This window comes from Lysobacter sp. GQ73 (assembly GCF_059758755.1).
In genome coordinates this window covers 384206-399469 of record NZ_JCAXEE010000001.1, presented here as the reverse complement: position 1 = coordinate 399469, position 15264 = coordinate 384206, and the positions used below count along the sequence as shown (strand labels likewise).

Here is a 15264-nt window from a genome sequence, read left to right as displayed (position 1 = left end):
CCGAACGCCTTCCCGAAGGTCGCTGCCGGGGCTCAGCCGAGGTCGCGCGAATGCAAGTCCGCCCTGCTCAGCAAGCCAGTACGACGAAGTCGCGCGGGTCTCGCCGGTTCACGCACTCGGTCACAGGACAAGTGTCGTACAGGCGTTCCCGGCAAATCCAGGTCGCCCCGGTCACGCTGATCCGCACGCTCGCACCGCCCTCTCGCGCGCTGCTCGCAAATATCGCTCGCCGACCAGGTTCGCTCGTGGGCAGGCGACTGCGCAGGCTGGACAGAGGCGGCCTTCACGGCCGGGCCGTTCGACGTCGAACCGCTGTCGACGAATTCGATGCCGTCGATGGCCGTGGCGTGAGCATCGCCGATGGAATACAGAGCAAAGACGACCAGGGCCAAGTAAAGAAAGCTGGAGACGGCGATTTCTTCATGGGTGGTTTTCGATCGATCAAATTGTCGCTTCGCGCAGCGCCCGATCGGTGGCCGAAGCATCGGCGGCTACCAGATCCGGCCAGGCCACGAAAAGAGCGTCGAACCGTCCGCGAACTGCGAGGGAGGGATCGGCCCGACGCAACACTGCAAAGCGGCCCGCGAGCCTGGGGGCCGGTCGGGGCGCCGCTGAACGCCGCACGGGGTTGCGGCATACCGAGAACACCGAAGGCGTCGAACCTGGCTCAGCAGGCCTTCAAAATTCCCCAGGGCCTGGCAATGCCGCCGAGCTCGCGCTCCGCGTCGGACGTCGCCGCCGACGATTTGGTCCGCTTGCGACGCCAGCGATTGCTCGCGCGATAGCGTTCGACGCGCTCGCGCAGGCTGGCGGCCAGGCGGCTGTCCATGCCGATCGCCCGCTCCACCGCGATCCAGTGCTCGCCTTCGCACCAGCGCAGGAAACGCACGTAGATCGCCCGCCACGAGCCGTATCCCTGAGGAACGCTGGTCCACGGCGCATTATTTTCAACCGCCCACAGCACCGCCTCGATGAAGGCGCGGTAGTCGCCGGTGTTGTTGATGATCCGCGCCTGATATTGGCGGGGAAGATACGAGGCGACGATGCGCCATTGTTCGTCGGTGAGCTGGAACTGCCGCGATTCGACCAAGGATAAGGTCATACCGAAAACTCCGATGGAAGGTATTGCGGGTGCGCTGCGAAGGCAGGGCAACACCCCGCGCCGCAAGTTCGCGGCGCAGGTGGAGCGAAACGCCGTGCCGGCCGAGCCAGCGGGCGGCAACCGGCCCGCCTTGCATTCGACGCAAAACGGGCCGAAACGCGACCTGCTCAGTCGCCGAGCACGCCGCTCACGCCGATGTAGGCGCCGATGCCGTCGCTGTTGCTCGACGCTCCGCCCTCCAGGCTCCAGCGACCGTTGTCTGCGGTGCGCCGCAGGCTGACGCCGAACGCCGCTTCGCTCTTGTAGGCGCCGAAGCCCGCGTAGTACGTCGTCCTACCGGCCACGTAGGGCGCCGGCTTGATCGCGATGGCCGTGGCGATGCCCGAGTGCATGTTGCGTTCCAGGCGACGGACGTCGGCATCGAGCTTCCACACGTCGTTGCGGACGGTGGCGATCTGGCCGTCGGTGTAGCTGTTGGCGGTGACCACCGCCTGGTCCAACTGGCTGACGTTGACCGCATCGGTCGGAGCCTTGCCGGCCGCAACGTTGTGCAGGGTGGTCTGGCCGGTGCCGTTCGGGTTGAAGGTCAGGCTGTTGGTGTTGTTGCTGCCGTCGGCGTTCTTGTCGTACTGCAGTCCGCCGGTGGTGAAGCCCTTCAACTGCGCGACATTGACCGCGTCGGTATCGGCGCTGCCGGCCGCGACGTTGGTCACCCGGCGTTCGCTACCGACCGAACCGACCGAGACGGTGCCGTCCTGGTTGGCCACCGAACCGGCGCCCAGGGCCACGGCGTTGTTCGCCGAGGCGATCGCACCGCTGCCGAGGGCGGTGCTGCCGGTGCCCGAAGCCACCGCACCCGCGCCGCCGGCCGAGGCATTGGCGCCGCTGGCGGTCGGGGCCGTGGTGTTGTCCTGGCTCACCTGGAACAGACCCGCCGAGCCGTTCTTGACGTTGTTGACGTCGCCTTCGACCGCGCTGATGCGGTTGTCGTACTGAGCCACATTGCCGGCGATCTGGTCGACGCGCGTGTCGGTGTAGGCATTGGCCTGGGTCACCGCATCGCTGACGCCGGCCTGCAACTGGGCGACGTTGACCGCGTCGTCGGCCGCCGAGCCCGCGGCCACGCCGCCGATGGTGCGGCCGCCGACCTGGACTTGGCCGGTCGAGTTGCTGCTGCCGACATAGGCCGCGTTGTAGCCGCTCTGCGCACCGGCGGTCGTCGACGAGCCGGCGCCGAGCGCGACCGAGTTGGCATGGCCAGCGACCGAATCGCGCCCCACCGCCACGGCGTTCCCGGCCGAGGCGGTGGCGTTGTAGCCCACCGCGCTCGCACCCGCCGCCTGCGCATGCGCATCCGCCTCGGCCAGGCCGGTGTCGTTGGTGCGCGCATAACGCGTACCGCGGCCGTTCTGACTGATGTAGGTCGCATCGTTCGGGCCGGCGACGTTGTAGAGCTGGGCGCCATTGACCGCATCGGTCGACGTGGCCGACACCTCGCCCTGGGCCAGGTTGGTGATCTTGCTGCCGCCGGTCACACCGCCGTCGGTGCTGGTCAGGCCGGCCAGGGTCGCCTTGCTGTAGTCGACTTCGCCCGGGTCGATCTCGCCGTCCGCATCGAGGTCGTTCCAGTCGTACTTCACCGAACGCTGCTCGGCCTGGGTGGCGCTGGTCGCCACCGCCTTGAGCTGGCCGACGTTGGCCGCATCGGTGTCTTCCGAACCCGCGGCGACCCCGGTCACGCGGCGGTTGCCGACGTTGACCTCGCCGGTCGCGGTGCCGCCGACCAAGTAGGCCGCATTGCCCAGCGTGCTGCCGTTGGCGACCGAACCGGCACCGAGCGCGACGCTGCCGGCGTGGCTGGCCTGGCTGTTGCGGCCGATCGCGACCGCATCGGCGGCCGAGCTGGTGGCGTTGTAGCCGACTGCGGTCGAACCGACGCCCTGGGCGTGCGCATCGTCCTCGGCCAGGCCGGTGTCGTTGGTGCGCGCATAACGCGTACCGCGGCCGTTCTGCTGCAGGTAGGCCGGATCGGTCGGGCCCATCTGGTTCTTGATGTTGGTGATGTCGCCTTCGTTGGTGGTCACGCGGTTGTCGAGGTTGGCGATGTCGCCTTCGTTGGTGGTCACGCGGCTGTCGAGCGCGGCCACGTCCTGGTTGGTCTGGAACAATTGCGAACCGTTGACCGCATCGGCGCTGGTCGCGCTGAGCTCGGCCGGAGCGACGTTGACGATCTTGTTCGGGCCGGTGCCGAGGTGGTTGGCGTTATACGCACCGGCACCGCCGTTCGCGGTCGGGTCCCACAGCAGCGAGTCCTGGCCCAACGAAGTGATCTTGCTGTCCACCGCCTTGAGCTGGCTGATGTTGGCCGCGTCGGTATCGACCGCGCCCGCTGCCACGTTGGTCAGGCGGCGTTCGCTGCCTACGCTGCCGATCGACACTTCACCGACCGGCGCCGTGCCGGCCACCGCGTAGGTCGAGGCCGGCGGCACGTAGGCGGCGGTGCCGAGGGTAGCGCCGTTGGCGATTGCATTGGCACCGAGCGCGACGCTGCCGGCGTGAGTAGCCTGACTATTGACGCCGAGGGCAACCGACGAATCCGCCGCGGCGTTTGCTTCGTTACCCACGGCCGTCGATCGGAAACCCGCGGCGGTGGCGAAGGTGCCAAACGCCGATCCGAGCGAGCCGCTGGCGTTGGCGCCGGCGCCAACCGCCACCGCCTGTCGGCCGGCTTCGGCTTGGTCGCCCATGGCCAGCGCGAAATCGGCGCTGGCCCGCGCGTTATCGCCGAAGGCAATGGCGTACTCCCCGGTCGCCTGCGCGCCGGAACCGATCGCCATGGCGCTGAGCTGGTTGGCGAGCGAATTTTCGCCGATCGCAAGCGTCTCTTCGGCCGAAGCCTGGGCGTTATAGCCGACCGCGGTGGAGTTGGCCCCGGTCGCGAAGGCATCCGACTCGGGCAAGCCGGTGTCGTTGGTGCGCACATAACGCACGCCGTGGCCGTTGGCGTCCTGGTAGGCCTGGTCGGTCGGGCCGACCACATTGTTGAGCGCGGCGATGTTGCTCTCGTTCGTGGTAACGCGATTGCCCAGCGCCACGGCGTCCTGGTTGGTCTGGAACAGTTGCGAACCGTTGACCGCCTCGGTGCTCGCCGCGCTCAGATCGGCCGCGGTGACGCCGCTGATCTTGCCGGTGCCGCCGTCGTTGACGATGATGTTGCCGAACTTGGGCGAATCGGCCAACTGCACGTTGATCGCGCCGGTGGTCGGGTCGGTCACCGTTCGGATGTTGTCGCCGCTGTAGCTACCGGCGGCGGTCGCGTCGCCGCGGATCGACAGGGTCTGGCCCAGGTCGCGATGGACATCGCCGGCGGTCGCGTCGTTGCCGGTGAAGTTCATGCCCAGCGTCGTGGAGCCGCCGGCCACGGCATCGAGCTGGCTCTTGTTGACGCCGTCGGTCCCGGCGACGCCCGCGGCGACATTAGTGATGACCTGACCGCCGGCATCGATGCCGGCCGCGGTCACGCTCGGGCCGCCGGCGATGGTCAGGCCGGTGTTGTTGAGCGTGGTGGCACCGGCGGTGACGCTGTTGACGGTGATGTCGTCGGCCAGGTCGAAGGCGACGTTATCGTCGGCACCGGTCTTGCTGACCACGATGTTGCCGTCGCTGTTGTTGAAGTCGACGGTCTCGCCCGGGGCCACGTTGGTGGCGTTGGCGCCCTGCGCGGAGACGTTGAAGCCCGCGTTCGCGGTCGCACCGACCGCATCGAGCTGGCTCTTGTTGACGCCGTCGGTCGCGGCGACGCCGGGAGCGACGTTGCTGATGACCTGTCCGCCGGCATCGATGCCGGCCGCGGTCACGCTTGGGCCGCCGGCGATGGTCAGGCCGGTGCTGTTGAGCGTGGTGGTACCGGCGGTAACGCTGTTGACGGTGATGTCGTCGGCCAGGTCGAAGGCGACGTTGTCGTCGGTGCCAGTCTTGCTGACGACGATGTTGCCGTCGGTGTTGTTGAGGTCGACGGTCTCGCCCGGGGCTACGTTGGTGGCGTTGGCGCCCTGCGCGCTCACATTGAAGCCCGCGTTCGCGGTCGCGCCGACCGCATCGAGCTGGCTCTTGTTGACGCCGTCGGTCGCGGCGACGCCGGGAGCGACGTTGCTGATGACCTGGCCGCCGGCATCGATGCCGGCCGAGGTCACGCTCGGGCCGCCGGCGATGGTCAGGCCGGTGTTGTTGAGCGTGGTGGCACCCGCGGTAACGCTGTTGACGGTGATGTCGTCGGCCAAGTCGAAGGCGACGTTATCGTCGGCGCCGGTCTTGCTGACCACGATGTTGCCGTCGCTGTTATTGAGGTCGACGGTCTCGCCCGGGGCTACGTTGGTGGCGTTGGCGCCCTGCGCGCTCACATTGAAGCCCGCGTTCGCGGTCGCGCCGACCGCATCGAGCTGGCTCTTGTTGACGCCGTCGGTCGCGGCGACGCCCGGGGCGACGTTGCTGATGACCTGGCCGCCGGCATTGATACCGGCCGTGGTCACGCTGGGGCCGCCGGTGATGACCAGGCCGGTGTTGTCGAGCCTGCTGTTGCCGGCGGTGACGCTGTTGACGGTGATGTTGTCGGCCAGGTCGAAGGCGACGTTATCGTCGGCGCCAGTCTTGCTGACCACGATGTTGCCGTCGCTGTTGTTGAAGTCGACGGTCTCGCCCGGGGCCACGTTAGTGGCGTTGGCGCCCTGCGCACTCACATTGAAGCCCGCGTTCGCAGTCGCACCGACCGCATCCAGCTGGCTCTTGTTGACGCCGTCGGTCCCGGCAACGCCCGCGGCGACATTGGTGATGACCTGTCCGCCGGCATCGATGCCGGCCGCGGTCACGCTCGGGCCGTCGGCGATGTTCAGGCCGGTGTTGTTGAGCGTGGTGGCACCGGCGGTGACGCTGTTGACGGTGATGTCGTCGGCCAGGTCGAAGGCGACGTTATCGTCGGCGCCGGTCTTGCTGACCACGATGTTGCCGTCGCTGTTGTTGAAGTCGACGGTCTCGCCTGGAGCCACGTTAGTGCTATTGGCGCCCTGCGCACTCACATTGAAGCCCGCGTTCGCAGTCGCACCGACCGCATCCAGCTGGCTCTTGTTGACGCCGTCGGTCCCGGCGACGCCCGCGGCGACATTGGTGATGACCTGTCCGCCGGCATCGATGCCGGCCGCGGTCACGCTCGGGCCGCCGGCGATGGTCAGGCCGGTGCTGTTGAGCGTGGTGGCGCCGGCGGTGACGCTGTTGACGGTGATGTCGTCGGCCAGGTCGAAGTTGACGTTGTTGTCGCCCGCGATCTTGCTGACGGCGATGTTGCCATCGGTGTTGCGCAGGTCGACTGCCTCGCTGGGGTCGACGTTGGAGCCGTTGGCGCCCTGCGCGGTCAAGCCGAAGCCGGCGCCGGCCGCCTGCACCGCCTGGTTGGTGGCGAACAACTGGCTGCCGTTGACCGCGTCGGTGCTGGTGCCGCTGAGGCGGCCGGCAGCGACGTTGGTGACGGTGCGTTCGGCACCGGCCGTGCCCACGCTGACCGTGCTGGTCGGCGCGGTGCCTGCGAAGTTGTAGGTGGTGCCGCGGATCACGGTGCTGGCGGTACCGACCGCGGCGGCGGTCGTCGAACCGCTGCCTAGTGCGACGCTGCGCGCGATGCCGGCCGAGGCGCCGTCGCCGATGGCGACCGCGCCGGCGGCGCCGGCCGAGCTCGAATTGCCGAGGGCCACCGAGCCCTGCCCGGTCGCGGTGTTGAGGTTGCCTAGGGCCACGGCGCCCTGGCCGTTGGCGTTGTTGTCCGCACCTACCGCCACCGCGCCGGTGCCGGTCGCGGTATTCGGATCGCCGATGGCGACCGCACCGTTGCCGTTGGCGGTCTGGGCGCGGCCGATGGCCACGGCGCCGCCGATGGCGCTGCTGCTGTTGGCGGTGGTGCCGGTAGAACCGATGGCGACGTTGCGGCCTGTTGCGCCGGACACGACGCCATCGCCCTGGGCGATACCGAAGGCACCGTTGACGGTGGCGCCGCGGCCGAGGGCGATGCCGGAGGTGCCTGCAGCCGCGACCGAAGATTGACCGCCGATGGCCAGTGCATTGCTGGCTCGGGCGCGGGCGCCTACAGCCGTTCCGTCGCCACCAATAGCTACAGCGCCGGTCGCGCTGGCCTCGGTATCGTTGCCGAGGGCGACGCCCCCGATGGCCGCTGCGGTCGTCATCGCCTGGCCACCGATGGCGATACTCAGCACGGCCTTGGTTTGCGCGCCGCGGGTGCCGTCGGAACCGATCGCGATCGAGCCCGACCCCTCGGCACGGACCGCATTCGCTGCGGTGTGCGGAAGGTTGGCGGAACTGATTGCGCCACCGATCGCTACGCTATTGGATCCGGTCGCGAAGCTGCCGAAACCTGCTGCGGTCGCCCCGATTGCAGTGGCCGCGCTATCGATACCTAATGCCGTACCCCATTGACCGGCCTTAGCTTGAAACCCAAACGCGCTTCCGCCATGCCCGGTGACACTCGAGCCCCCGCCGAACAGTGTGACCGCGTTGAACCCGCCTCCGTTGGCGTTGCAGCCGGTAACTATCGAGTAATCGCCGCTGCCGTCGGTTATGCCGTTAGCAACGGTAAATCCCGGATCACGGCCTGGGGTGCTGGGCGTATAGGTGCTATCGACCGCAGCGCACCCTGATGGGGTCAGGGTGTCGGCGAATGCATTAGATCCAGCCAAAGACAGCAATACAAAGGAAGACACAAGAACGGCGCCGACGGTTTTCTTGCCGCCCTTGGCTTTCTTGCCGCCCTTCGCCAATTCCGAAGCGACCACCCAGGTCCCCAGGCTCTTGCTCCACACCTTGCAGTAAATAAAGTTCATCGGTCATTCCCCTTCGCCGTCCCGGCGAATCGATTTCAAAAGTTGAATATCGATTTCGAACCGATATTCGCCCGCGGTTGACACGCCCGACTAAGAGCGAACCGTGTAGTGGAGGGTTTTGAATGCCGATGTGTTGCCGTTCGATCGCTCGAACCGGGCCGCCCGGGGCGTGGCCGATGGCGAGGCGCCATCGAATCCCGCCGGGCAGCCAGCCAATCGGCCGCGTCGCTTGTCCCTGTGGCGGCCAGACTAGGCCGGCCGCTCGAAGCGGGCATCTAAGGAGATATATTTTTTTTATGATTTCTTCGCCGCCTGCAGACGGCCTGCTCGACCACAAAGCTGAACGCAGCCGCGCCGCAAGCCCGGTCGCTCAAAGCTTTGCGGGACAAGCCTTGCCGCAGGCAGACATCGGCGAGCCCAGCAGGAAAGCGCTTGAAAATAGTGACTTCAGTCACACGGAAACGTGACCCAAAACCACTGGAGAGATCGCCGAGAAAAAAAATTGATGTTTCCCAACAAGCGTTACGTCTCGAAATGAACGCTACTAGGCGACGGGCGCTGCGCCTAGCGTGACCGCCCGCCCTACCCCGTTACCGCCCCACCGGCATGCCGGCCTTCACGGCCAGCGTCGGCTCGCTTTGCAGTTGCTGACCGGAACCTTCCGCCGCCGCCCGGCCGTGCACGCGCGCCCATTACGAGACCGTCATGACCGAAGCCGAGTTCGAGATATTCATGGATTCACTTCGGGTGCCGGGCTCGATCCATATATCGCCGAAACGGGTGATCGCGGCGCTGGGTATCCGGGCCAAGGACCTGAACGCCATATCCAACCCGCAAGACCGCATGGCCGCTAAAACCCAGCAAGGCTCGGCCCGGCTGCAGACGGCCCTGCGCAACCTGGTGCGGATACTGTCGGCGGCCCGGGCCAACCATGAAAATTCCGAGCAGATGCTGTATTGGTTCATGAACTATCCGCTGGCGCAGTTTTATTACCGCACCCCATTCGAAATGTTCGCCGACGCGCGCGTCGAGGAATTGCTGTCGCTGCTGTCGGTGAACGCCCAACGCCAGCCGGTCGAAGAGGTTCCGCACCGGCGTCCTCGCTGAGTGCTGCAGCGGCATGCCGCGGCTACGTCGCGATCGGTCCGATCAGACGTCCGAGCGCCTTGACTGCTCAGCCGCGCCCCTCGAGGGGCCGGCCGACGCGAAACCGGTGCAGCCGAGCATGGCGTCAGCGCGCCGCGGCCTCGCCGACGCCCGGCTTCGCCTCGGCGCCATCGATGTCCTTCTCGCCAGCGGAGGCCGTCGCGGTATGGCGTTTATCGGCGGAGCTTGTCTGATCGAAATCGCCGGCGAGGTAAAAGCTGAACTGTTTCGGCTTGAGGTATTTGCGGATCGCGGCATTCACCGCCTCGGCGTTGAGCGCGGCGATTTTTTGGTCGTACTCGACCAGCAAATCCAATCCGCGGCGGTAGTACATGAGACTAACGAGCAGTGCCGCCAGGTCGGCGTCGCTCGCGCGGGCTTGCTCCTGCTCAGCGCGCATCGTCACCGTCACGGCGCGCACCTCATCGTCGCCCACGCCTTGGAGCAGCAGGCGTTCGAGTTCTTCGCGCACGCCGCGCTCGACCCGCGCTAGATTCTGCGGCGCGGCCGTCGCATGAATCGTCCAACTGCCGGCATCGTCGCGGCGGTCGAGGCCAAGCGGAGGGTCGAGCATGCTGGCCACGCTGTAGCTCAATCCTCCCCGGTCGCGAATCCGCTGCCCCAGACGCGAATCGATCGTGTGGCCGCCGAGAATCCGGTTCGCCACCCTCAGCGCGTACGCGTCGTCGGTGTATTCGACCAAGGGAATATTGACGCGCGCCAGCAGCACACCGCTGTCCTTGTCGGGCGTGGCGAAAACGCGATGCTCGGGCGGGACCGCAACGTGGCGCATGGGGGCCGCCGCGTGAGCGTGCGGGGCCTTCCAATCGGCGAACAGGCGGCGCAGCTCCCGCTCTGTCGCGACCGGATCGAAATCGCCGACCACGCTGATCACTCCGTTCGCGGTGCCGTAGAATTCCCGATGAAACGCCCGCACTTGTTCGCCGGTGAGGCCGCGAAGCGCGGCCAGCGATCCATCGGCATCGACTCGGCGCAGCGGATGACCGGCCGGCCAGGGTTCGAAATGACGCGCCATGGCATCGCCGACGATACGGTTCGCGTCCTGTCGGGCGGCTTGCAGGTCGAGCGTCGCGCGTTGTTTGTAATGCTCGACCTGAGCATCGCTGTAGCGCGGCGTCCGTATCAGGCGTTCGGCCAACACCAGGGCTTCGCGCAGTTGCCCCCGATGCGTGTTCAGCGACAGACTCGCCGATTGCAGGCCGCCGCCGAGTTCGATCGTGGAATTGAGTTTGCCCAGTTCCACCGCCAGATCCGCGGAGCTCATGGTGGAGTGTCCCTGACCCAGGAGTTCGCCGGCGGCCTGTGCCGCCGCATCGCGCCCGCGCAGCCTGTCGAGATCGCCGAAACTGAAGTAGGCCTCTACCACCACTTTGTTGCCGCGGCTCTTCTTCGGCAACAAGGCCAGGCGCAATCCGTCGCCGGAACCGGTGTCGATGTGCACGAACCGGGTACGTTGCCGGATATGGGCTGGCGATGTATCGAAGCGTTCGGCCGTGCCGGGCCCGGCCTTGCCGCTGTAGTCCGACAGCAGCGATTCGAGCGATGGCGCATCGGGAATGACGACCCGCTGCGGCGAGTCGGTCGCCAGCAGGCGCCCCAGGGTCCGGTTGGCTGGCCGCAGGTAAGTCCGCGCAACCCGGTTCACCTGTTCGGCGTCGACCTTCTCCAGGCTGTCGCGATAACGGAAATACAGGCGCCAGTCGCCGACGCCGATCGCGGGGGTAAGCGCCATCGCCAGTCGGCCGACGTCGCTGAGCTCGCGAGCGAAATTCTGTCGCAGCAGTTGCTTGGCCGCCTCCACCTCTTCGGCGCGTACCGGCCGCTGGCCCAGCTCCTCGACTTGAGTCAACAAGAGGCTTTCGGTAGCGACGATGTCCGATTCCTTCGCCAGGGTCGCGTAGGCCATCCACAATCCCGGGGCCCGCAACCATTGCGTGCTCGCGCCCGTACCGACGGCAGTCCGACTGCCTACCACCTTAGCAGAAAGGCGCTCGCCGACCGGCCCTTGCAGGATTTCACCCAGGATCTGCAAGGCCGGGGAATCGGCGTGGGCCGCCGCCGGCACGTGATACGCCGCCAACAGCTGGCTGTAGTCGCCGACGCGTCGCACCGTGACCTCGCGCTCGCCGGCTTGCGCGGGCTCGACCGTATACAGCGCCTGCATAGGCACGCGGGGCCGGGCGATCCTGCCGAAACGGCGAGCCACCGAGTGCAAGGTTTGCGCCGGATCGAAACCGCCGGCGATCACCAAGGTGGCATTGTCGGGCCGATACCAGGCGCGATAGAACGCTTGCAAGCGCTCGATGCGTACGTTTTCGACGTCGCTGCGCGTGCCGATGATTCGTTTGCCGTAGTGGTGCCACTGATAGGCAGTGGAGGCCACGCTTTCGTAGAGGACGGCCGACAGCTCGTCGTCGCGGTTTTCCATCTCGTTGCGGACGACGGTCATTTCCCGATCGAGGTCCTCGCGCGCGACGCGCGAATGAACCATGCGATCGGCTTCCATGCCGAGCAGCCAATCGAGTTTGGCGGCGTCGGCGGGGAACGAAGCGTAGTAGTTGGTGTGGTCGGTCGACGTGGCGGCATTGGCGTCGATGCCGCGCCTGCCCAGTTCGGCGAAGATGTCGCGGTGAGTGGGCGTACCCTTGAACAGCATGTGCTCGAGCAGATGCGCCATGCCGGCTTCGCCATAGTTCTCATGCGCCGAACCGACGCCGTAGACCAGGTTGACGGTGAGCTTCGATACGCTCGCATCGGGAAGCAACAGCACGCGCATGCCGTTATCGAGCCGGTACTCGCAAACGCCTTCGATGCAGGCGCCGGCGGACGTACCCTTCGGCACCTCGATCGTGGCTGCAGGCGCGGCGAACGCGGGGGACGACAGGCCGGCGAACAAGTACGCCGCCAACAGCCAGGATTTATTCGATGACATGGGCTTTCCTAAAATCTAACGAGACGCCCGGACCGTGCGGGCGAGGTTCGCGATAGACGGAAAGCCATCGGGGATAGTTCCCGCGCCCAGGCCACCACAACTGTGATTCCATAGGCGGGACATTCAGCCACGCAACGCGTGGTAACCGATATTTAACGGCCGGCATCGACGGCCCGGCGATGAAACCGTTCGAGGTGCCGCGACGCAGCCCTGGCTTCAGGACTGCGCCTGCGCCGTCGATGCGCCAGGGCATCGGCAACGCGATGATTCAAAAACACGGTGCTCGAGCGCGATGCTTCAGAACACTTCGCGGATATCGGTGACCTTGCCCTCTACGACCGTGATCAACACGCTCTTGCGGGGAAGGTAATACTCGAAGCGTTCGGCGACGGTCGCGCCGTATTTGTTTTGTATCGGCACGATGCGGTCCGGCTTGCCGGCGACTTGCTGGACCGTGCCGACGGTGTCGCCGACGTTGATCAGTTTGCTGCCGAAAGAGACCGACTGGGCCCAGGCCGGGGCGGCCAGGCAGGTGGCCAATACCAGGGCGATGACGAGGCTGCGCATGGAAACTCCCTTTCTCGTGGGGGAAAGCCGAACCGTGTCGGTGCGGCCGGGATTAAACCGACGACCCTAACGCAATGCGGCCCCGGGCCGTCGTTGGATTTTGTAAAACTGCGACACGGTCCGCATACAGGCCTCGCGCGTCCCGGTAACCGGCATTGACGAGCGCCGGAGCCGATCGTAGGCGCGAGTCGATGAATGCCTGCTCCAATCCCGAGCCCCGACCGACAAGTCCGACTCCCGACTCCCGACTCCCGAGTCCCGAGTCCCGAGTCCCGAGTCCCCAGAATGATCAAGTCCGGCGCCGCGCCAGCCGCCGCCGGTTCGCCGATACCGTGCGCGCGACCGGCGCGAGCCCGGCCGACAGGATGCGCTCGCCGCTCTGGGCGCCGCGCACCCACCAGTCGGCCGGCGACGGCACCGACCACGGCGTCCAGGCGCCGCTCATGGCATTGAACCAAGCCTCGCAGTAGGCCTCCCACACGGCGCCCGACATCGCCCATGAACCCTGCACGGCGGCGGTCCATTTCTCGTCGAGCATGCGCTGCCATTCGCGTTGGTCGAGGGCCGAAGGGTTCGGACCGGCCATGGCGAAGCGCAGCAGGCGGTCGGCGATGACGAAGGGCGCGGCGTACGCGACCTGGGACAGTTGCGTGGTCGAATGCGATCGGCGCGTCATGGCTCTTCCTGGCGTTGCGAGAACCCCAGTCTGCCAGGGCCATGCGTTGCTTGAGTGACGGCGCTTCGCATTCCCGACGCCGGGTGCAGGCTGAACGATTCAGCCTCACCGCGTTTGGTTTCCGCTCCTGAAAACCAAAAAAAAGCCCGCCGTTGCCGGCGAGCCCAAGGAAACGAGAGAGATGAGGAGGACGGCGGACGACGGATTACGCGGCGGGCCACTGCGGCTCGTCGGAGCCGTCGACACGATTGAACAGGTGGTCCACGCGCTGGAAGAAATCGGAAATGCTCTCGAACACTTCATGACGCAGCACCAGCCCGGTGTCTTCGCGAGTGAAGTACTTGAACACCCATCCGTTGTCGGCGCGCTCGAATTCGCCGGTCTTTTCCGCGGGGGTCGGGGTCATGTCGGTCTCCTGGCAGTGCCGGCATCCATCCCTGCCGGCGGGGCGTAGGCGTCGGGCCCGATGCAGTATCGCAAGCCGCCCTCGCACCGCCTGAGATGGCCGAAAACGCGAAAACCCCGGCTTGGGCCGGGGCTTCGGAGTCGTTGCGTCGTGATGCGCGAGGATCTCATGGGCTGGCCAGCGCCTGGGAGCTGCGGCCGGAGACGGGCCGGATCAGCGCACCATGCGACCGCGGAACGCCGGCACCAGGGCTCCTTCGGCCAGCTTGCCGTTCGGCTTCCAGACCACGGTCTGGCTGGGGAAGGATTGGTCCTTGGCATAGGCCGCGGCTTTGCCCGCGAGCAATTTCGCCGAGCCGCGCGCGGCAGGATTCCAGGCGAACACGCCCTCGCGGCCGTACCAGACCACCGGCGTCTGCGAATCCAGCCGGCGGTCCGGGCACAGAGTGTAGTTGCGCTGCTCGATCACCCGCAGGGCGGCCACGGGGATGCTCTTGATGCCGGGCCCGGTGCGCTCGGGCGAGTGGTCGGGGCATATGCGCGATGCGCGCGCGATGGCGGCCTCGTAGACCTGGCGGTCGCCCGGAGCCGCCTGCGCCGCGGACGCCGCGGCCATGGCCAGCCCGAAGCCGGTTGCGAAGATCTGCGATTGGCGGTTCATGCGGACTCCTTACGTTTAACGATTGCGGTGCAGCGTCTTGCGGCCGGCAGAAAACGCCGGCCATGCAGAGCATAGCAACCGCAAATGGCCCTTCGATGCAGTACCAATGGCGGATGGACTCCATCGCAAAACAACGCGGAACAGCCGCGATGCAGGCCCTGCGGACGGCACGGCCGGGCGCTGCGTCGGTCGCGACGACGCTACCCGAAGAATCGGGCGCAGCATGTGAAACCGGGGTTTCGAGCGCCGGCCGCGGGCTCGCCGAGCCGTCGCTCAGCCGATGAAGCGGCGTGCGATCAATCTACGGCGCAGCCGTCTCAAGGCCTGCGCCCTCGCTCGCGGCCGCATCGATGTCCGGCACGCGTTTATCGGCCAGGTAGATGTCCGGGACATAGCGCTCCATCAGCGTGTGCGGATGACGCGGCGTAGCGAAGCCGAAACGGGCATACAGGCCGTGCGCATCGGCGGTCGCCAGGGTGAAGCGGCGCAGCCCCTGCAACTGCGGGTGCGCCAGTACCGCCTCGACCAGTTGCTTGCTGTAGCCCAGGCCGCGGCATTCGGGCAACACGAACACGTCGACCAGGTTGGCGAAGGTGGCGTAATCGGACACCACGCGCGCGAATGCGACCTGGCGGCCGCCGAGGAAGCCGCCGAAACACAGCGAGTGGGCGATCGATTTTTCGACGACCGTCAGGGGAATGCCCCGGGCCCAAGTGCTGTGCTCGGACAAGAACCGATGCACGAACCCCACGTCGATGCGTGCGCGCTCCGAGCTGATGCTTAATTCGTTCATGCCCCCGCCTCTGCAGAGGATCGCCGCAGCGACCCGATGACCGGACATTTTGCCGCAACGGCCGCAACGGCCGCATCCTG

Annotated in this window: 11 protein-coding genes and 1 pseudogene; 2 read left to right on the top strand and 10 right to left on the bottom strand. The window is 66.8% G+C overall.

Annotation, left to right across the window (positions count from 1 at the left end; all coding sequences use genetic code 11):
* Positions 1-32 precede the first annotated feature (32 nt).
* The 4 genes and pseudogenes from AC6CH2_RS01655 to AC6CH2_RS01640 all read right to left on the bottom strand — a co-directional run.
* Entirely contained in the window at positions 33-485 is a 453-nt protein-coding gene (locus AC6CH2_RS01655) for a hypothetical protein (protein ID WP_498267650.1), read from the bottom strand.
* A 182-nt stretch (positions 486-667) separates the two neighbouring features.
* Positions 668-1102 (bottom strand): transposase, encoded by a 435-nt coding sequence (locus tag AC6CH2_RS01650; protein WP_498267649.1) that lies wholly within the window; start codon positions 1100-1102, stop codon positions 668-670.
* Between the two features lie 167 nt (positions 1103-1269).
* Complete coding sequence (locus AC6CH2_RS01645) at positions 1270-7329, bottom strand: beta strand repeat-containing protein (RefSeq protein ID WP_498268186.1); 6060 nt, start codon at positions 7327-7329, stop codon at positions 1270-1272.
* Positions 7330-7854: 525 nt separating this feature from the next.
* Positions 7855-7983 (bottom strand): annotated as a pseudogene (locus AC6CH2_RS01640) (ESPR-type extended signal peptide-containing protein); the annotation flags it as partial.
* Between the two features lie 296 nt (positions 7984-8279).
* Between AC6CH2_RS01640 and AC6CH2_RS01635 the strand changes: the two are divergent.
* Positions 8280-8450, top strand: a complete 171-nt coding sequence (locus AC6CH2_RS01635) for a hypothetical protein (protein ID WP_498267648.1) — start codon at positions 8280-8282, stop codon at positions 8448-8450.
* A gap of 238 nt (positions 8451-8688) precedes the next feature.
* Complete coding sequence (locus AC6CH2_RS01630) at positions 8689-9090, top strand: hypothetical protein (RefSeq protein ID WP_498267647.1); 402 nt, start codon at positions 8689-8691, stop codon at positions 9088-9090.
* 124 nt (positions 9091-9214) lie between these two features.
* On the opposite strand, the gene AC6CH2_RS01625 is transcribed toward AC6CH2_RS01630, so the two are convergent.
* From AC6CH2_RS01625 to AC6CH2_RS01600, 6 genes are all read right to left on the bottom strand, one after another.
* Complete coding sequence (locus AC6CH2_RS01625; protein WP_498267646.1) at positions 9215-12046, bottom strand: M16 family metallopeptidase; 2832 nt, start codon at positions 12044-12046, stop codon at positions 9215-9217.
* Positions 12047-12379: 333 nt separating this feature from the next.
* On the bottom strand, positions 12380-12649 hold the full coding sequence (locus AC6CH2_RS01620; protein WP_435394839.1) for a DUF2845 domain-containing protein: 270 nt from the start codon (positions 12647-12649) through the stop codon (positions 12380-12382).
* Between the two features lie 289 nt (positions 12650-12938).
* Positions 12939-13325, bottom strand: coding sequence for a hypothetical protein (locus AC6CH2_RS01615; protein WP_498267645.1), 387 nt, complete (start codon positions 13323-13325; stop codon positions 12939-12941).
* Between the two features lie 205 nt (positions 13326-13530).
* Positions 13531-13731 carry a hypothetical protein gene (locus AC6CH2_RS01610; protein ID WP_498267644.1) on the bottom strand — a complete coding sequence of 67 codons (201 nt, stop codon included), beginning with the start codon at positions 13729-13731 and terminating at the stop codon, positions 13531-13533.
* Between the two features lie 213 nt (positions 13732-13944).
* Positions 13945-14391 (bottom strand): hypothetical protein, encoded by a 447-nt coding sequence (locus AC6CH2_RS01605; RefSeq protein WP_498267643.1) that lies wholly within the window; start codon positions 14389-14391, stop codon positions 13945-13947.
* Positions 14392-14692: 301 nt separating this feature from the next.
* Positions 14693-15184: a GNAT family N-acetyltransferase gene (locus AC6CH2_RS01600; RefSeq protein WP_498267642.1), complete on the bottom strand. Its 492-nt coding sequence runs from the start codon at positions 15182-15184 to the stop codon at positions 14693-14695.
* Between the last annotated feature and the right edge of the window lie 80 nt (positions 15185-15264).